The sequence below is a fragment of the Streptomyces krungchingensis genome (genome assembly GCF_054729265.1).
Genome location: NZ_JBPUKY010000001.1, coordinates 6,853,378 through 6,871,579, shown reverse-complemented (window position 1 = coordinate 6,871,579; position 18,202 = coordinate 6,853,378). Strand labels below are relative to the sequence as shown.

Sequence of the window (18,202 nt, the reverse complement as noted above, 5' to 3'; positions counted from 1 at the left end):
CCCGCAGGCTCCGCCGACCCCGCCGTCCCGCGGACGCGTCCCTCCCGTGCGGACCGCTCAGATGCCCAGCCGGTGGGACGGGGCCAGCGCGGTCTTCACCAGGTCGGTGACCCCGCCGTCGCCGGGCGGTGCCGCCACGCAGGACAGGGCCAGACGGACGACGAGTTCACAGGAGCGGGCCACCTCCGCCGTGTCCGCCGGAGAGGCGGCGAGCGCCGCCACGGCACGGTCGCGCACCAGCGCCACGAAGTCCACGGGCGAGGGCAGCGGCCCGTCGGCCCGTCGCTGCGCGGGCACCGCGGACGACGAGGGCACCGCCGACAGCGTCGGCGCGGGCAGCCGCTCGCTCCAGCACCCCGTGAGCATCGCCCGCACGAGCGCGTTGCTCCGCGCGGCCGAAGCGGTCCACTCGGCGGTCGCGACGAGCCGGTCCCGCGCGTCGGTGTGCCCCGCCAGCGCCCGCTCGACGCCGGCGAGATAGGCGTCCGCCTCCCGCCGTACGAGGGCCCGCGCGAGCCCCTCCTTGCTCCCGAACTCGTTGTACAGCGTCTGGCGCGACACCCCGGCCACGGCGGCCACATCGACCATCCGCACCGCGGACCATGCGCGACGCGCCAACGCCGTGTACGCGGCGTCCAAGAGGGAATCCCGCGCTGCAGGCATCATCGCCTCCCTGGGGCGAGCGGGTCTGCAGCTCAGATTTGACGCGCACAAAGGCACTGTCAAGGGTTCGCGGCGGCCCCGAGGGGCGCGCATCGTCCGGCACGCGCACCGGCCGGGGCGCGCGAGCCGCACGGGTGCCGCGGCGCCGGAGGCCACCGGCCGGTCGAGGTCGGCCCGCGCCGGGTGCCCGCCCGCCGGCCGGTGCCGCAATGATCCTCGGCCCGTGTAGCCCCGGCCTGACGCGGGCAGATACGGTTCGGTCATGCCCGACTATCTCGATGACCTGCGTCTCGCCCATGTCCTCGCGGACGCCGCCGACGCCGCGACGATGGACCGGTTCAAAGCCCTCGACCTCAAGGTCGAGACCAAGCCGGACATGACGCCGGTGAGCGAGGCGGACAAGGCCGCCGAGGAGCTCATCCGTGGTCAGCTCCAGCGGGCGAGGCCACGCGACGCGGTCCTCGGCGAGGAGTACGGCATCGAGGGCACGGGCCCGCGCCGCTGGGTCGTCGACCCGATCGACGGCACCAAGAACTACGTGCGCGGCGTGCCCGTCTGGGCGACGCTGATCTCTCTGATGGAGGCGGGCGAGGGCGGCTTCCAGCCCGTCGTCGGCCTGGTCTCCGCGCCCGCGCTGGGCCGCCGCTGGTGGGCGGCGAAGGGGCACGGCGCGTTCACCGGCCGCAGTCTGTCCTCCGCGTCCCGGCTCCAGGTCTCCCGCGTCTCGCGCATGGCCGACGCCTCGTTCGCGTACTCGTCACTGAGCGGCTGGGAGGAGCAGGGCCGCCTCGACGGCTTCCTCGACCTCACCCGGGCGGTCTGGCGCACCCGCGGATACGGCGACTTCTGGCCGTACATGATGGTCGCCGAGGGTTCGGTGGACATCTGCGCCGAACCGGAGCTGTCGCTCTGGGACATGGCGGCGAACGCGATCGTCGTGACCGAGGCGGGCGGCTCGTTCACCGGCCTCGACGGCCGTCCGGGCCCGCACAGCGGCAACGCGGCCGCGTCGAACGGCGTCCTGCACGACGAACTGCTGGGGTACTTGAACCAGCGGTACTGAACCGGGACTCCTGCGCACACTCCCCGGGCGCCCCGAACTCGCCGCACGCGCCCTCTTGTTGACCCTCTCTTTAACTGCCACCCTGAGAATCCCCCCACTTGTGAATTTGTGAATCCGCTCGCAAGCGCGAGGGATTCGTAGGAGGTGGCTCCGTCCATGCTCGTCCGCGACGCCATGAGCACGGTGGTCCTCACCATCGGCCCGGCACACACCCTCCGCCAGGCGGCCCGTCTGATGTCCGCACGCCGCGTCGGCGCGGCCGTGGTCCTCGACGAGGACTCCTCCGGCCTCGGGATCCTCACCGAGCGCGACATCCTCAACTCCCTCGCCCACGACCAGAATCCGGACGCCGAGACCGCGGGCACCCACACCACCACCGACGTCGTCTTCGCCGCACCCGCCTGGACGCTGGAGGAAGCCGCGTCGGCGATGGCCCACGGCGGCTTCCGCCATCTGATCGTGCTGGACGACAGCGGCCCGGTCGGCATCGTCTCGGTCCGCGACATCATCCGCTGCTGGGCCCCGGCGCGACAGCAGGTGCCCGCCTGACCCGCACTCCCCCGTCCCCGCTCATGCCGGCGGGCCGGCCCCCTCGGGTCACCGAGGAGATCCGGCCCGCCGCCTACGACAAGCGTTCCCTTGCTGGTGGTCAGCCGCGCAGGGCCTGGACCGCGGCCTCCAGCCGCTTGCCGAAGTCGCCGTCCGCCCGACGGAAGTTGTCGATCGCGCGCTCGGCGATGTCGTCGCGCGAGACCTTGGCGATGAAGCCGGCCAGGTTCTCGACGAGCCGGCCCTTCTCGTCCTCGGACATCAGACGGTAGAGGTTGCCCGCCTGCACGAAGTCGTCGTCCTCGGCGTGCACGGGGGCGGCATGGTTGCCGGTTCCGCCGGTCACCGGGGTGGACTGCCACAGCGGCCGGTCCGTCTGGAACGGTCCGCCGAAGCTGTTGGGCTCGTAGTTCTTCCCGCCGCCGTGGCGGCCGTCGTACAGGAAGCCGTCACGGGAGTTGGTCCGCGCCTCGGTGGCGTGCGGGCGGTTCACCGGCAGGTGGTCGGCGTTGATGCCGACGCGGTAGCGGTGGGCGTCGCCGTACGCGAACAGACGGCCCTGGAGCATCTTGTCGGGCGAGGGGCCGATGCCCGGCACGAAGTGCGCGGGGCTGAAGATCGACTGCTCGACCTCGGCGAAGACGTTCTGCGGGTTGCGGTTGAGCTCCAGCCTGCCGATCTCGATCGGCGGGTAGTCCTCGTGCGGCCACACCTTGGTGAGGTCGAACGGATTGAAGCGGTACGTCGCCGCGTCCGCCGCCGGCATGATCTGCACCTGCACGGTCCAGGTCGGGAAGTCGCCGCGCTCGATGGACTCGCGCAGGTCGCGCTGGTGGGAGTCGGGGTCCTCACCGGCGAGCCGGTTGGCCTCGGCCTGGGTGAGGTTCTTGATGCCCTGGTCGGTCTTGAAGTGGTACTTGACCCAGAAGACCTCGCCGGCCTCGTTGTTCCACTGGTACGTGTGCGAGCCGTAGCCGTTCATGTGACGGTACGAGGCCGGGATGCCGCGGTCGCCGAACAGCCAGGTCACCTGGTGCGTGGACTCGGGGGACAGCCCCCAGAAGTCCCACACGTTGTCCGCCTCCTGCGAGCCGGTGTACGGGTCGCGCTTCTGCGTATGGATGAAGTCGGGGAACTTGATGGCGTCCTTGATGAAGAACACCGGGGTGTTGTTGCCGACGAGGTCGTAGTTGCCCTCTTCGGTGTAGAACTTCAGCGCCCAGCCGCGCGGGTCGCGGACCGCGTCCGCCGCGCCCAGGTTGCCGGCCACGGTCGAGAAGCGCAGGAAGGTCTCCGTCTGCTTGCCGACCTCGGAGAGGAACGCGGCACGCGTGTACCGGGTGACGTCGGCGGTGACCGTGAAGGTGCCGTAGGCGCCCGCGCCCCGGGCGTGCACGACGCGCTCCGGGATGCGCTCACGGTTGAAGTGCGCGAGCTTCTCCAGCAGGAGCTGGTCCTGGACGAGGACGGGGCCGCCGACGCCCGCGGTCTCGCTGTTCTGGTTGTCGGCCACCGGCGCGCCGGCCTCCGTCGTAAGCGGTCCCTGCGTCACGTGCGCCTCCTGCGTCGTTCCAGGCCAATCCTGTCCATTGGCCGACTTCGATCTCGACCCTACAATAGACATTGTCTAAGTCAAGTCAGCATCCAAAGTCACACCTATTCGTGAACTGGTCTCCTTGCTGATACGCTGACTCTCATGAGTGACCTGCTGGAACGGCTGCGCGGACGCGGATGGCGGATGACCGCGCAGCGACGTGTCGTGGCCGAGGTCCTCGACGGCGATCACGTCCATCTGACGGCCGACGAGGTGCATGCGCGGGCCGTTGCCAAGCTGCCCGAGATCTCCCGGGCGACCGTCTACAACACGCTGGGTGAGCTGGTCTCGCTCGGCGAGGTGCTGGAAGTCGCCACGGACAAGCGCGCCAAGCGGTACGACCCGAACGCGCACCGCCCGCACCACCACCTGGTCTGCGCCCGCTGCGGCGCGATCCGCGACGTGCATCCGGGCGGCAATCCGCTCGCCGACCTTCCGGACTCGGAGCGCTTCGGCTTCACCGTCTCGGACGTCGAGGTGACGTACCGCGGCGTCTGCCCGAACTGCGCGGCGGCCTAGAACGCATCCGAAGGCCCCGGCACCTGTGACAGGTGCCGGGGCCTTCGGCTTGCCTCCGGACCGCTCCCCCCGCCCTGCGCCGCTCCCGCGCCCCTGCGCCGCCCCGGTCGGCGCCTGCGCCGTTCCTGTCGACCCGGCCCGGAACGCACCGAAGGCCCGGAACCAATGGTTCCGGGCCTTCGACCTTCAGTAGCGGGGACAGGATTTGAACCTGCGACCTCTGGGTTATGAGCCCAGCGAGCTACCGAGCTGCTCCACCCCGCGTCGGTGAACTGAACATTACGTCAACCATGTGGACCAGCGCAAATCGCTTTGAACGCGCGCCACGAAGCCCCTCGCGCCGAGCGCCCCCCGGTCCGTCCTGCGCGGGTACGGGGGGGGCGGCGCAGCACCGTGACACCCAGCCCGTCCGGCGCTCGAGGACGAGGCCGTCCACGCCGAAGCGGGGGTCCCGGGGGCGGCAGCCCCCGATACGGGACGGGCAGGGTCGGCGAGGGCGAGACCCGGCCGCCCCCGACCGCCCAGTGCCGACAAGGGCGGCGGAGCGAGAAACGGCCCTCAGCTCTTCGGCACCGACCCCACCCACGACTCGCGCAGCGTCAGGCGGACAGCTCCTGCCGCAGGGCGTCCCGCAACCGGGCCGCCCGCTCGGCCACCTCCGCCGGCCCCAGCGAGACCGCCCGGTCGGCCCACCGCTGCCCCTCGGCCAGCTCGCCGCGCCGCGCGTACACGAGGGCGAGCCGGAGCGCCGCCCGCCCGTGCCCCGCGTCGGCCGCCCGGGTCCACCACAGCGCGGCCTCCGGCTCGCTCCCCTCACGGGCGAGCAGCAGCCCGAGGTTGAACGCGCCGTTCCGCGACCCGGCCTCCGCCGCGGACCGGTACCACCGGGCCGCCTCCACCACGTCCCCGCGCGCGGCGGCCAGCATGCCCACCCGCACCTGCGCCCGGCGATGCCCCTGGGACGCCGCCCGCTCGTACCACTCCTCGCACTCGCTCTTCTCCTGCGTGGGCTCGCCCAGCTCATGGGCGGGCGCCGGCGGCCGGCGCGCGTCGAGCACGGCGGCGAGCCGGTACGCGGCCTCCGCGCTGCCACCGCCCGCCGCGCACCGCAGGTGCCGTTCGGCGTCCCGCTCGTCGCCCTCCCGCAGCCGCGCGATGGCGACCTGGAGCGCGGCCTCGGTGTGGCCCGCGGCGGCGGCGCGCTCGTACCAGCGCAGCGCGGCGGTGTCGTCGTCCTCCGTGCTCCGCCCGGCGTGCAGGATCCCGAGGTTGAACGCGGCGTCGACGCTGCCGGCCTCCGCGGCCTTGGAGAACCACGGCTCGGCCCCCGCGGCGTCGCCGACCTGGAGCAACAGGATCGCCAGCGCGTTCGCCGCCTCGCGGTGCCCCGCGTACGCGGCGCGCCGGTACCACTGCTCGGCCTGTCCGGTCCGGCCCTGCTCGGCGCAGAGCAGCCCCAGGTTGTACGCCCCGTTCACGTCGCCCGCGTCCATGGCGGCGCGGTACCACCGCTCGGCGGTCTGCGTCTCGCCGCGCTCGGCGTGCAGCGCGCCGAGAGCGTTCGCGGCGTTGCCGTCGCCGTCCTGCGCGGCGCGCAGCCACCACACGGCGGCGCTCTCCGTGTCACCGGCGTCACGGAGCAGGAAGCCGAGCGCGCAGGCGGCCCGCGCCTCGCCGTCCTTCGCGGACGTCAGGTACCAGCGCCCGGCCTCCTTGAGGTCGCCGCGCTTCTCCAGGATCGCTCCGAGGTGCAGCGCGGCCCGTCGGTGGCCGCGCGCGGCGGCCTGCCGGTACCACTGCTCGGCCTCCTCGCCGGCCGCGCCGATGACACCGATGACACCGTTGTCGGCGCCGTTCTCGCCCGCGTCGGCGGCCTTCCGGTCAAGCGTTCGGGCCAGTCGGTAGGCGGCCTCGCGGTGTCCTCGCTCGGCGGCGGCGCGCATCCACTGCTCGGCGCCGACGTCGCTGCGGTGCTCCAGCAGATCGGCGAGCGCGTACGCGCCGAGGGCGTGCCCCTGCTCGGCGGACTGACGCAGCCAGTACTCGGCCGCGGGCTCGTCGCCACGCTCGCGGTGGTGCCGGCCGAGCGCGTGCGCGGCGGCGGCGGACCCGGCGACGGCGGCGATCCGCCACCATCCGGCGGCCTCTTCGGGATATCCGCGCTGGTGCAGGAGGACGCCGAGGTTGTTGGCGGCGGCACGGTCACCGGCCGCGGTGGCGGCGCGCAGCTGGGGTTCGGCTCCGTCGAGATCGCCGCGGCGCAGCAGCATCGCGCCGAGGACGCTCATCGCCTCGACGTCGCCGCTCTCGGCGGCGAGCCGTCGGCGTGCCTCCTCGGCGGCCTCGCCGGCCTCGTCCCGGTCGGAAGGCTGCGTGAGATCCGCAGGCTGCTCAAAGTCGGCAGGCTGCGCAAATCGCCCCGTATCCAACAGAGTTGCCTTGTCCCCCATAACGTCCATCGTCGCACCACCTGCAACCTGGGTACACCTGGTATACCGCAGCCAGTGAGGTCACTTCAGCGTTTTGTCGACATGCCCACAGAGAGACAAGTCAAACACAGTTTTCCCAACTCCCCACGCAAGAAGCAGCACTTCGCACGAGACACCAGGTCACCGCGGGTGGCTCGGCGTGGCGTGACACACGTCGAGGGCCCGGATCCTGATCAGGATCCGGGCCCTCGACTTCAGTAGCGGGGACAGGATTTGAACCTGCGACCTCTGGGTTATGAGCCCAGCGAGCTACCGAGCTGCTCCACCCCGCGCCGTTGTGGAACAACCGTATCACGGCGCGGGGTGGGCCTTCGGTCAGCCGCCGCCCGAGCTCTTGTCGCTGCTCTTGTCGGCGTTGTCGCTGCTCTTGTCCGCGTTGTTGCCGCTGCCGCCCGTGGTCTTGTCGACCTTCGACTGGGCGTCCTCGGCCCGCTTCAACGCGTCCTCAAGATCCTTCTGCGCCTCGCCGTACGACTGCCAGTCGCCCTTCTTCAGGGCTTCCTGGCCCTTGTCGAAGGCCTTCTGCGCGTCGTTCAACGCCTCCTGGACCGTCGGATTGTTCGACGTGGGCGGTTTCGTGGTGCCCTCGTTCTCCGGTGGCACGGTCGAACTGTTCGCTCCGAAGACCTTGTTGAGGGCCTCACCGAGCGTGTTCTCGAAGGCGGTGCTGCCTCCGTACGTGACCAGCACCTTGCGCAGCAGTGGGTACTTGAGGTCACCACCGCGTACGTAGACGGGCTCCACATAGAGGAGTCCGCCGTCGAGCGGAACGGTCAGCAGATTGCCGTACTCGACTTCCGAGTCGCCGCCTCTGAGGAGTCTGATGGACTCGGCGATGGACGGCTCGGAGTTGAACTGGCTCTGTACCCGCTTGGGTCCGTCGACGGTTCTGCCGGTGGGCAGCTTCAGGATGGTGATCTTGCCGTAATCGCCGGTGCCCGCCTCGGCGTTGACGGACATGAACGCGCTCAGGTTGTCCCGGCCGTTCGGTGTCATCGTCGTCGTCAGCGAGAAGGCCTGGGACGTCTGGCCCGGCAGCTTCATGCTCAGGTAGTACGGCGGCACGGCGTCGCCCGACTTGTTGGTCGGGTCGTCCGGGATCTGCCACACCTCACTGCCGCTGAGGAACGTCTGCGCGTCCTTCACGTGGTAGCGGGTGAGCAGTTCGCGCTGGACCTTGAACAGGTCCTGCGGGTACCGCAGATGAGCCATCAGCGACGGCGAGATCGAGTCCTTGGACTCCACCGTGTTCGGGAACGCCTTCATCCAGGTCTTCAGGACCGGGTCCTTGGTGTCCCACTGGTAGAGCTTGACCTGACCGGTGTACGCGTCGACGGTCGCCTTCACCGAGTTGCGGATGTAGTTGACCTGGTTCTGCTGGGCCACCACCGCACGCTGGTTGTTGGCCGCCGTCAGCGAGTCCGCCGTCGTGTCACCGAGGGTGGTGCGGGAGGCGTACGGATAGCCGTTCGTGGTCGTGTACGCGTCGACGATCCACTGGATCTTCCCGTCGACGACCGCCGGGTAGGCGTCGCCGTCGATGGTCAGCCACGGGGCCACCGCCTCGACCCGCTCCTTGGGCGTGCGGTTGTAGAGGATCCGCGAACCGTCACCGATCGCGCCCGAGTAGAGGATCTGCGGCTCGCCGAACGCCACGGCGTACGCGGCGCGGTTGACCGCGCTGGACAGGCTGACCCCGCTCTTCCCCTTGTAGCTGGTGGTCTTCTCACCGCTGTCGTCGGAGTAGTCGATCTCCTTCTGGGGACCGCCGACGATCGAGTACTGGGTGGTCTTCTCGCCGTAGTAGATCTGCTGCTGGTACTGGCCCAGGTCTCCCCGGGACGGCAGGTTGTACTCGGTGAAGACGGGCCGGCCCTCGGAGTCGGCCTCGGTGCCCTTGGCCGCGACCACGCCGTATCCGTGCGTGTAACGGAAGTGGTCGTTGATCCAGTTGCTCTTCGGGATGCCCTGGAGGTTGAGCTCGCGCAGCCCGATGACCGTGTCCTGGTCCTTGCCGTCCTTGCTGTAGCGGTCCACGTCCAGGTTCGACGGGAAGCCGTAGTAGTTGCGGACCTGCTGGAGCTGCTGGAAGGTCGGCGACACCACGTTCGGGTCCATGAGGCGGATGCTCGCGGCATTGTCCGCGTCGTCGCGCAGCTTGGCCTTGTCCTTGGTGGTGCTGGTGCCCGGGTACTCCGTCACGTCGGTGCCGTCGATCCCGTACGCCTCACGCGTCGCCTTGAGGTTCTTCTCGACGTACGGCGCTTCCTTGGCCTGCTCGTTCGGCTGGACCTGGAACTTCTGGACGATCGCCGGGTACAGGCCGCCGATGAGGATCGCCGAGAGCACCATCAGGCCGAAGCCGATCACGGGCAGCTGCCAGGTGCGCCGCCACAGGGTGGCGAAGAAGAGCAGCGCGCAGATGACGGCGATGCAGAACAGGATCGTCTTGGCGGGCAGGTACGCGTTCGCGTCGACGTACCTGAGGCCCGTCCAGTTGCCCGTGGCCTTGAAGTCGCTGGACTTCACGGCCAGCCCGTACCGGTCGAGCCAGTAGGCGACGGCCTTCAGCGCGACGAAGATGCCGAGGAGCACGGACAGGTGCCCGGTGGCAGCGGCTGTGGCGCGGGCCCCCGGGCTGGTGATCCGCAGCCCGCCGTACAGGTAGTGCGTGAGCGCGGCCGCGATCAGCGAGAGCACGGCGGCGGCGAAGCCGAAGCCGAGCAGGAAGCGGTACCAGGGCAGGTCGAAGGCGTAGAAGGAGACGTCCAGGTGGAACTGGGGGTCCTTCTGGTTGAAGGGCACCCCGTTCACCCACATCAGCCAGGTGCGCCACTGGCCCGAGGCGGACGCGCCGGCGATCAGCCCGACCAGCGAGGTGATCGCGAGGAGCAGCCACCGCTTGTAGGGGGCGATGCCCATGCGGTAGCGGTCGAGGCTCTGCTGCTCCATCGACATGGCACTCAGCGGCGGGCGCATCTTGTGCGCGAGCCAGATGTTCACCCCGACCGCGGCCGCCATCAGCAGGCCGAAGACGAAGAACAGTCCGATCTTGGTCCACAGGGTGGTCGTGAAGACCGACGAGTAGTGAACCGACCGGTACCAGAGCCAGTCCGTCCAGAACCCCGCGAACATGACGAAGGCCATGGCCAGCACGGCCAGCACGCCCAGTGTCATGAGCAGGGTCCGGACACGCCGGGAGGGTCGGCCCACTCTGATCCGTGGCCCCGTCGGGCCTCCGCCGCGGTCCGGCATCTGGAAAGCCAAGGTGCGCACCTCGAAGTCGCTGTTGATCCGTCAGGCCCCCGTGATGGTGGACCGTCCGCAAGGCTCCGTGATCGTGGGGCCTCATCTATGCAACTTACTCACGCTTTACTCGGTTCCCGGATTCGGGTACGAACGAGGCAGGATTGTGACCATGTCCAACACTCCCATGGCAGCGACCCCCCTCACCCGGGCCGTACTCGAGATCGACGAGTACGCCTCGGGCCTCGGCTGGGACCAGCCCGCTCGCCTCTTCGCCCTCGTAGACACCGCACGGCTGCGGACCCAGGAACCCGGTCTCGCCGCCCAGCTCGGCCTGGCGGACGAGCAGCAGGAGACCTCCGGTCTCACACCGATCGAGCAGGACGAGATCCCTGCCGGCAAGCCGCTGGACGAGTTCCTCGGCACCATCGCGTGGCCGGACGCCGTCATCGGCTGCGCGCTCACCGTGGAGCGGCTGATGCTGCCGCCGTCGGCCGAGGCCTCCGTCCCGGAAGGTCTCAGCGAGAAGAAGCTCGCCCGCTGGGTCGCCGAGCACCCGGACCGCCAGGAGGTCCGGATGACCGTCGGTGTGCTGCGTGACGGCACCCGCGACTCCGCGCTCCGGCTGCGCGAGAAGGACGCCGCGACCGAGGTGCTCACGGGTTCGGACCTGGTGCCGGGGCTGGCCGAGGCACTCTCGGCGACGTTCGCGGACTGACCGTCGCGGCGCGGGGGCGGCCCGGCCGCGAGGTGCGCCCCCGTGCGGGGACGAGGGCGGGGTGCGCCCGCGTGCGGGGACGAGTGGCTGTGGCCAGGCTCAGCCCTTGGCGGAGCACTTCGGCAGGGCGGCGGTGTTGCCGGACTTGATGTCCTTGAGGGCGTTCAGCGCGTCGTCGATGGTGTCGACCTTGACGAGCGTGAGGCCCGCGGGGGTGTCCTTGGCGGCGGCCGCGCAGTTGTCCTTGGGCGTCAGGAAGTACTCGGCACCCTTCTGGCGCGCGCCGACCGTCTTCATCTCGATGCCGCCGATCGGGCCGACCTTGCCGTTGTCGTCGATGGTGCCGGTACCGGCCACGAACTTCCCGCCCGTGAGGTTGCCGGGGGTCAGCTTGTCGACGATGCCGAGCGAGAACATCAGACCAGCACTCGGTCCGCCGACGTCGGCGAGCTTGATGTCGATGGTGAACGGGAACGTGTGGTCGGTCCCGGCCGAGATCCCGACGATCGCGCGCTGCGTCCCGCCGTCGTCGGACTTGGCCGTGGTGATCGTCACGTCCTTCGCCCCCGTCGCCGTCCGGTTCTCCTTCTCGGCGGCGGCCTGCTCCTTGGCGGGCACGATCGTGAAGACGACCTTCTCGCCGGGCTTGTGCTCGGTGACCAGCTTCGCGACGTCCTCGGGCGCCTTCACCGCGGTGCCGTCGACGGCCTTGATCACGTCACCGGCGTGCAGCCGGCCCTCGGCCGGTGAGCCCTTGAGGACGGTGGAGACGATCACCCAGGACTTCACCGGGATGTCCAGTTCCTTGAGCGCCGCCACCTTGGCGCTCTCCTGGGACTCGCTGAACTCCTCGGCGTTCTCCTGCGTCGACTGCTCCTCGGTCTTGCCGTCCGGGTAGAGCGTGTCGTGCGGCACGACCTTGTTGTCGTGCGCCAGCCAGCCGTAGACGGCCTCGACGAGGTTCATGTTGTAGTCGGCGCTGGTGACGCGGACCGTCGTCATGTTCAGGTGGCCGGTGGCCGGATACGTCTTGCGTCCGGAGATCTGCAGCACCGGCTCGCCGTCGTGCTCGCCCAGCGTGTTCACCGTCGGACCCGGGGACATCTCCGAGTACGGCACTTTGATGAACACCCCCGCGCACAGGAGCGCGATCAGGATGAGTGTCGAGGCGAGCATCGTCGCGGTGCGGCGTGGCATGGAACGACAGTACGGGACGGTGCTGTAAGCGCACCGTCGGGGCCGTCCGTCCGGGGGCGCGGAGCGGCGGGATCAGTGGGCGTCGGAGTGCGACTTCTCCTTGGCCTCGGCCCGGACCTCGGTCCGCTCCATGGCCTCGCGGAAGCGCGTGTATCCCGCGAGCTCGACACCGTCCCCGGCCGTCTTGCGATTCCGGCCGGCCCAACTGCCCCACAGTCCGGCACCGACCGCAGCCACAAGCGGAATCAGCAACCAGGCAAGCGCCGCCATGTCGACCTCCCAACCCCATGAGCGACCGCAACTGACTGATCAGCAGATTAACCATCCGCAGTGCTAACGCTCACGGCAGGGGGCGAGTTACGCAACCGGAGGCCCCAGGGCCACCCGGTCGGCCCTCAGCAGGCGCCGACCCACTCCTCCGTGCCGTCGGAGAACTTCTGGTGCTTCCAGATCGGCACGTCGTGCTTCAGGTCGTCGATGAGCTTGCGACACGCCTCGAAGGCCTCGCCCCGGTGCGGGCAGGAGACGGCGACGACGACCGCGAGGTCCCCCACCTTCAGGTCCCCGACACGATGGACGGCGGCCAGCGCCCGCACCGGATACTCGGCGACCACCTTCTCGGCGATCCGCCGCATCTCCGCCTCGGCGCTGGGATGACACGAATACCCCAGCTCGTCGACGTCGGCACCCCCGTCGTGATTCCGCACGGTCCCGACGAACAGCGCCGTCCCGCCGGCGGCGTCGTCCCCCACCGCCTTGAAGACCTCGTCCAGCGACAGCGGCGTCTCCCGGATGGCGATCAGCCTGATCGCGTCCTGCGCCGCCTGCTCACCGGGATGGTCGTTCGTGGATGCCATGAGCCCATCGTGCCCCACACCACTGACAACGAGAAATAGACCATTCCCCCGGCACACGCGCGTGCCCCTTTGGAGCCTCCTACAGAACGGACGCACCGGTGGGACCCCGCCCAGCTCCGCGCGGGGGGACTGTCAGCCCGTCCGGCGTTTGAGGACGAGGCCGTCCAGGCCGATGCGGGGGTCTGGGGGCGGCAGCCCCCAGGACAACGGGACGGGCAGGGGCGGAGGGGGCGAAAACCCGCGCGCGCGACACCCACCGCCGGATGCCGAGCCGAAGCCCCCGGCCGGACGGGGAGACCTTCGGCCGGACGGGAAGCCCCCCGGCCGGACGGCGACGGCTCCCCCAGGGAAAGCCCGGCGGGAACAGCCACCCCTGATGGAAGCAGCCACCCGGTGGAAAGAGAGCCCGGCGCCCGACGGCCCCCTCAGATACGCCGCCGAGCCTTCCGCGCCCGCCGCACCAACGCAGCCGTACCCAGCAGCGCAACCGTCGCCCCCGCGGCCCCCGCCGCCGTCGCGTCCTTGCGCCCCAGCCGCCGCCCCGCCACGGTGTGCCGCCCGGAGACCTCCTCCAGCAGCTCCGCGAGAACCTCCTCGTTGGTCCACTGCGGCCGCCACCCGGCGTCGTGCAGCCGGCTCCCGCTGATCACCCACGGATACATCGTGTACGCGAGGTCTCCCGCGGGCGAAGGGGTGAGCCCGATCCGGTGAAGTCGCGCGGCCGCCCCGAGCGCCACGGCGGACGGCAGCTCCATCCGCCGGATCCCGCTGAGCTCCTCGACCTCCTCCTGCTCCAGCCATCCGTCGCACCCGACGGCGAGCTCCCCCTCGACCTTCTCGACGACGGCGTACTCCAGGGCACTGCACAGGTCCTCGACGTGGCAGAACTGCCAGGCGGGCCGCGACCCGGCCACCACGAGCAGTCTCGGCGACTCGAAATACCTGGTCAGCGCGGTGTCCGTACCGCCGACGAGGACGGCGGGCCGCACCACCGTGACGTTGAGACCGGGATGCGCGCGGGGCGCCCGCCGGGCGAGCCGCTCGATCTCCAGGAGGTCGCCGACACCCGTGGCCTCGGCCGTCGCCCGCAGTTCCGCGTCCTCGGACAGGGGCAGCTCGTTGTCGGGCAGCGCCCCGTAGACCATCGCAGAGGTGCACAGCACCACCCGGTGGACCCCGGCCGCGGCGGCGGCGGTCAGGACGGTCTGCGTCCCCCGGACGTTGTAGGCGGTCCGGGCGGCCGCGTCCGTCTCCAGATCGAGGTCGAGCGCCAGATGCACCACGACGTCCGCCCCGCGCAGCTTCTCGGCGATCGCCGGGTCCCGCACGTCGAGGATGTGCCACTGGGCCGCCGCGCACTCGCCGCGCCGCTCGTCGATCGCGATGACCTGCTTGATCTCCTCACTGGCGGCGAGCCGCTCGGTGAGCAGGGCTCCCACGCCGGCCGCGGCGCCGGTGACCGCGACGACGGGGCCGCGCGAGGCGGGGCTGGTTGAGTGGTTTCGCGCTGCGCGAACCTGCGGATCTGGGGAACTCACCGGGCGTCTCCAGCGGTTGTCTTCAGTAACGGACGCGCAGGACGCGTCCGTACCAGGTGGCATCCATCCTGCCGCAGGCCGAGAGTCGGCGAAGCACTGAGGCCCGATCGGGCTGTGGTGTCTACGCTGGGTGGTGTTGTGGGCAGCCGCCGTCGGGAAGAACCGGCGGCCTTACCAGCCGAGGAACCCCGTGAGTGACACCCCATTCGGATTCGGCCTTCCGCCGGAGGAGCCGGAGAACGGCGACGAGGGCAAGAAGAAGGACCAGCAGGGCGGCGGTGCTCAGGGACCGTTCGGCTTCGGGCTGCCCGGAGCCGGTGGCCCCGGCGCCGACAATCCGCTCGCAGCCATGTTCGGCTCCATGAACCCCAATGACCTGGGCGCCGCGTTCCAGCAGCTGGGCCAGATGCTCTCGTACGAGGGCGGCCCGGTGAACTGGGACATGGCCAAGCAGATCGCCCGCCAGACGGTCGCCCAGGGCACGTCCGACGGCACCAAGGACTCGAGCATCGGCCCCTCCGAGCGCTCCGCGGTCCAGGAGTCCGTGCGCCTCGCCGACCTGTGGCTGGACGACGCGACATCCCTGCCCTCGGGTGCCGGGACCGCGGTGGCCTGGAGCCGCGCGGAGTGGGTCGAGGCGACCCTTCCGGTGTGGAAGGAGCTCGTCGACCCGGTCGCCGAGCGCGTCGGCGCGGCCATGGGCGACGTCCTGCCCGAGGAGATGCAGGCCATGGCGGGCCCGCTCATCGGCATGATGCGCTCCATGGGCGGCGCCATGTTCGGCACGCAGATCGGGCAGGCCGTGGGCGTGCTCGCGGGCGAGGTCGTCGGCTCGACGGACATCGGTCTGCCGCTCGGCCCGGCCGGCAAGGCCGCGCTGCTGCCGCTGAACATCGAATCGTTCGGCAAGGACCTGGGCATCCCCCAGGAGGAGGTACGCCTGTATCTCGCTCTGCGCGAGGCGGCCCACCAGCGTCTCTTTGCTCACGTGCCGTGGCTGCGCTCGCACCTGTTCGGCGCCGTCGAGGGCTACGCGCGCGGGATCAAGGTCGACACCGCCAAGCTGGAGGACGTGGTCGGCCAGTTCGACCCGCAGAACCCGGAGGAGCTCCAGCAGGCGCTCCAGCAGGGCATGTTCCAGCCGGAGGACACTCCGGAGCAGAAGGCCGCGCTGGCCCGCCTGGAGACGGCGCTGGCACTCGTCGAGGGCTGGGTGGACGCGGTCGTGCACTCGGCCGCGAAGCCGCGCCTGGCGTCCGCGGACGCGCTGCGGGAGACCCTGCGCCGCCGTCGCGCCACCGGCGGTCCCGCGGAGCAGACGTTCGCCACGCTGATCGGTCTGGAGCTGCGTCCGCGCCGTCTGCGCGACGCCTCGCGGCTGTGGGCCTCGCTCACGGACGCGCGCGGTGTCGACGGCCGTGACGGCCTGTGGGCCCACCCGGACATGCTGCCGACGGCGTCCGACCTGGACGACCCGGACGGCTTCGTGCACCGCGAGCAGCTGGACTTCTCCGAGCTCGACAAGATGCTCGGCGAGGCGGCCGGCGGCTCCGGCAAGACGGACCTCAGCAAGGACGACGCCCCCGAGGACGACGACAAGGGTGACGGCGCCGAGTGAGCCTGCACGACGACGCGGTCCTCGTCCTGAAGGACTACGAGGGCCAGGAAGAACTGCGCCAGACCTATCTGGACCATCTGGCGGCGCATCCGGACGGGATGTGGAAGGCCTGCCGGGACGGGCACATCACGGCGAGTGCCCTGGTGATCGACCCGGAGCAGGGGCGTGTGCTGCTGACGCTCCACAAGAAGCTGCGCATGTGGCTCCAGATGGGTGGTCACTGCGAGCCGGTCGACGAGACCCTGGCGTCGGCCGCGCTGCGTGAGGGCACCGAGGAGTCGGGCGTCCCGGGGCTGACGCTGCTGCCCGGCGGCCCCGTGCGCCTGGACCGGCATCACACGCCGTGCGCCTGGCACCTCGACGTGCAGTACGCGGCACTCGCTCCGTCCGGGGCCGTGGAGGCGATCAGCGACGAGTCCCTGGACCTGCGCTGGTTCGCCTACGACGAGGTCGCGGACGTGGCCGACGAGTCGGTGGTCCGTCTGGTGGAGGCCACGCGCACCCGCCTGTGACCTCGAGCAACGTGTAAGGGGCGACCGCCTCGGCGGTCGCCCCTTACGTTTGCCTGCTGGACGGTCGAAGCCGAATCGTCGCCCGGACGGTCGGCCGCCATCTTCGGATCCGGAGCTGCCGGCCCGTACGGTCGGATCCGGGCCCCTGCCGTGGGCGGTCGGATCCGGGACCGTCATTCGATGGTCAGCTCCAGGCGTTGCCCTGGTTCTGCGCGTGCGCGCCGTGCTGCCCCATGCCGTACTGGGCGCGCAGGCCCTGGCCGATCACGGCGTTCTGCGGCGGCAGCAGCTCGCTGGGCTGCACCAGCGCGTACCCCTGTCCCATGAAGCTGAGCTCCCAGCCCTCGCCGGTGTTGCCGCGGCGCCGCCACACACCGGAGGAGTGCGTCTGCGCCTGCATCTGCACCCGCAGACCGGTGGACCACGCCACGATGGCGTCGGCGTCGCAGTTGACGTACCGGTCGGGCGTGACCTGCATCAGCAGCGGCATCCCCGAGGTCATCAGCGCGACCTTGCCGCGTCCCGTGATGTTGAGCTGGTACTTGCCGGAGCCGGAGATGCCGTACTGGCTGTCGACGGCGATGACCTCGTGGTGCAGCGAGGAGTCCATCGCGAGGACGTAGCTGCTGTCGACCGTGAGGCCTTCCTGGTCCACGTCCATGACGTGCACGTGCTGGGCGAGATTGGCCAGGTAGACCGTCCCCTGCCCGTGACAGCGCATCAGGTCCAGGCCCTCACCGGTGTAGGCGCGGGCCCGGTGCTGGCTGTTGTTCTGGTACTCGGCGTCGAACTCGACGAGCCCCTGGTACGCGACCATCGTGCCCTTGCGGGCGAGGATGTCGTCGTGGCCCTCCAGGACGACCCGCAGCATCTGCGAGTTCTGCAGGCTGTAGCGGTCCTGGGTCTGCTGCTCGTTGTAGCCGAAAAGCGAGCTCTGCATGGTGTCCTGCTCCCCCTCAGCCCCGGACTCGGAGGCGGTCGGTGCTGTCCTCGCTGGGCTGGACGACGACGATGCCCGTCCCGGAGAACGCCATCTGGTACGCCTCGCCGCTGCCGCGTCCGATCAGCGACTGTGCCTTGAAGCTGCGCTTGCCCTTCACCTTGAGGTTCGGGGACCAGGCCACGAGCGCGTCCGGGTCGACGTACGTCTCGTCCTCACCACCGCCGCAGTCGACGACGATCGGCTTGCCCCGGGAGGTCAGCGCGACCCAGCCCTGGCCGGAGATCTTGGTGTTCCACAGGCCCTGCCCGGCGAACTTGGCGAGCCCCTTCACCCGCTCGACACCCCACTGGAGGTGGGCGTCGAAGGCGAGCAGGTTCGTGGCGTTGACGGAGATCGCGTCCCCGTTGAGGTTGATGACGACCACGTTCGCCCCGTAGTCGGCGAGGTAGAGCAGGCCGTCACCCGAGCACTTCATGAGGGGTGCGCCCTCGCCGGTGACCCAGTCGCGCGCGATCTGGCGTACGGCGGGCGGATTGGGCTCGTACTGGACGAACCCTTCGTAGGCGACCATCGACCCCACGCGCGCGAGGAGGTCGTTTCCGGTCTGCATGGCGACCTTCAGCATGTGGTTGCCGTGGTTCTCCATGCGGGCGGACACGGGTGCAGGGGCGAAGCCCGCGAGTGGCTGGTTCATGA

General features: G+C 70.4%; 16 protein-coding genes and 2 tRNA genes. 6 read left to right on the top strand and 12 right to left on the bottom strand.

The genetic code is table 11. The features are described from left to right. Positions 1 to 57 precede the first annotated feature (57 nt). On the bottom strand, positions 58 to 663 hold the full coding sequence (locus ACSYGO_RS30270; RefSeq protein WP_095936745.1) for a TetR/AcrR family transcriptional regulator: 606 nt from the start codon (positions 661 to 663) through the stop codon (positions 58 to 60). A gap of 262 nt (positions 664 to 925) precedes the next feature. Here ACSYGO_RS30270 and hisN point away from each other — a divergent pair, with 262 nt between their 5' ends. Beyond that, positions 926 to 1,726 carry a histidinol-phosphatase gene (hisN, locus tag ACSYGO_RS30265; RefSeq protein WP_426679767.1) on the top strand — a complete coding sequence of 267 codons (801 nt, stop codon included), beginning with the start codon at positions 926 to 928 and terminating at the stop codon, positions 1,724 to 1,726. Between the two features lie 156 nt (positions 1,727 to 1,882). Next, the gene (locus ACSYGO_RS30260; protein WP_028802035.1) at positions 1,883 to 2,275 is read left to right on the top strand and encodes a CBS domain-containing protein; all 393 of its coding nucleotides are present in this window, start codon (positions 1,883 to 1,885) and stop codon (positions 2,273 to 2,275) included. 100 nt (positions 2,276 to 2,375) lie between these two features. Here ACSYGO_RS30260 and ACSYGO_RS30255 read toward each other — a convergent pair whose 3' ends face one another. Then, the gene (locus ACSYGO_RS30255; protein ID WP_435223612.1) at positions 2,376 to 3,899 is read right to left on the bottom strand and encodes a catalase; all 1,524 of its coding nucleotides are present in this window, start codon (positions 3,897 to 3,899) and stop codon (positions 2,376 to 2,378) included. Between the two features lie 72 nt (positions 3,900 to 3,971). Here ACSYGO_RS30255 and ACSYGO_RS30250 point away from each other — a divergent pair, with 72 nt between their 5' ends. Further along, positions 3,972 to 4,388 carry a Fur family transcriptional regulator gene (locus ACSYGO_RS30250; RefSeq protein ID WP_426679769.1) on the top strand — a complete coding sequence of 139 codons (417 nt, stop codon included), beginning with the start codon at positions 3,972 to 3,974 and terminating at the stop codon, positions 4,386 to 4,388. Positions 4,389 to 4,578: 190 nt separating this feature from the next. On the opposite strand, the gene ACSYGO_RS30245 is transcribed toward ACSYGO_RS30250, so the two are convergent. The 4 genes from ACSYGO_RS30245 to ACSYGO_RS30230 form a co-directional block, all read right to left on the bottom strand. Then, positions 4,579 to 4,652, bottom strand: a tRNA-Met gene (locus tag ACSYGO_RS30245). Positions 4,653 to 4,987: 335 nt separating this feature from the next. Then, the gene (locus ACSYGO_RS30240) at positions 4,988 to 6,847 is read right to left on the bottom strand and encodes a tetratricopeptide repeat protein (protein WP_460388349.1); all 1,860 of its coding nucleotides are present in this window, start codon (positions 6,845 to 6,847) and stop codon (positions 4,988 to 4,990) included. 228 nt (positions 6,848 to 7,075) lie between these two features. Continuing rightward, positions 7,076 to 7,149 (bottom strand) — tRNA-Met (locus ACSYGO_RS30235). A gap of 43 nt (positions 7,150 to 7,192) precedes the next feature. Then, positions 7,193 to 10,132: a UPF0182 family membrane protein gene (locus ACSYGO_RS30230; RefSeq protein ID WP_426679806.1), complete on the bottom strand. Its 2,940-nt coding sequence runs from the start codon at positions 10,130 to 10,132 to the stop codon at positions 7,193 to 7,195. Between the two features lie 163 nt (positions 10,133 to 10,295). Here ACSYGO_RS30230 and ACSYGO_RS30225 point away from each other — a divergent pair, with 163 nt between their 5' ends. Further along, on the top strand, positions 10,296 to 10,841 hold the full coding sequence (locus tag ACSYGO_RS30225) for a PPA1309 family protein (protein ID WP_426679771.1): 546 nt from the start codon (positions 10,296 to 10,298) through the stop codon (positions 10,839 to 10,841). A gap of 99 nt (positions 10,842 to 10,940) precedes the next feature. On the opposite strand, the gene ACSYGO_RS30220 is transcribed toward ACSYGO_RS30225, so the two are convergent. The 4 genes from ACSYGO_RS30220 to ACSYGO_RS30205 form a co-directional block, all read right to left on the bottom strand. After that, positions 10,941 to 12,038 (bottom strand): YlbL family protein, encoded by a 1,098-nt coding sequence (locus tag ACSYGO_RS30220; RefSeq protein ID WP_426679772.1) that lies wholly within the window; start codon positions 12,036 to 12,038, stop codon positions 10,941 to 10,943. 72 nt (positions 12,039 to 12,110) lie between these two features. Further along, the gene (locus tag ACSYGO_RS30215; protein WP_095936520.1) at positions 12,111 to 12,308 is read right to left on the bottom strand and encodes a hypothetical protein; all 198 of its coding nucleotides are present in this window, start codon (positions 12,306 to 12,308) and stop codon (positions 12,111 to 12,113) included. A 125-nt stretch (positions 12,309 to 12,433) separates the two neighbouring features. Next, positions 12,434 to 12,895 carry a molybdenum cofactor biosynthesis protein MoaE gene (locus tag ACSYGO_RS30210; RefSeq protein WP_028802028.1) on the bottom strand — a complete coding sequence of 154 codons (462 nt, stop codon included), beginning with the start codon at positions 12,893 to 12,895 and terminating at the stop codon, positions 12,434 to 12,436. A 425-nt stretch (positions 12,896 to 13,320) separates the two neighbouring features. Beyond that, a complete protein-coding gene (locus tag ACSYGO_RS30205) occupies positions 13,321 to 14,433 on the bottom strand; it encodes an SDR family oxidoreductase (RefSeq protein ID WP_432174208.1) in 1,113 nt (370 codons plus the stop codon). Between the two features lie 190 nt (positions 14,434 to 14,623). On the opposite strand from ACSYGO_RS30205, the gene ACSYGO_RS30200 reads away from it, so the two are divergent. Both ACSYGO_RS30200 and ACSYGO_RS30195 read left to right on the top strand, forming a co-directional pair. Next, on the top strand, positions 14,624 to 16,051 hold the full coding sequence (locus ACSYGO_RS30200) for a zinc-dependent metalloprotease (protein ID WP_426679774.1): 1,428 nt from the start codon (positions 14,624 to 14,626) through the stop codon (positions 16,049 to 16,051). Then, a complete protein-coding gene (locus ACSYGO_RS30195) occupies positions 16,048 to 16,563 on the top strand; it encodes an NUDIX hydrolase (protein ID WP_432174207.1) in 516 nt (171 codons plus the stop codon). The genes ACSYGO_RS30200 and ACSYGO_RS30195 overlap by 4 nt, the downstream gene beginning before the upstream one ends. 184 nt (positions 16,564 to 16,747) lie before the next feature. Here ACSYGO_RS30195 and ACSYGO_RS30190 read toward each other — a convergent pair whose 3' ends face one another. Continuing rightward, positions 16,748 to 17,503, bottom strand: a complete 756-nt coding sequence (locus ACSYGO_RS30190; protein ID WP_028802024.1) for an AIM24 family protein — start codon at positions 17,501 to 17,503, stop codon at positions 16,748 to 16,750. Between the two features lie 16 nt (positions 17,504 to 17,519). Then, entirely contained in the window at positions 17,520 to 18,200 is a 681-nt protein-coding gene (locus tag ACSYGO_RS30185; RefSeq protein WP_345650745.1) for an AIM24 family protein, read from the bottom strand. Between the last annotated feature and the right edge of the window lie 2 nt (positions 18,201 to 18,202).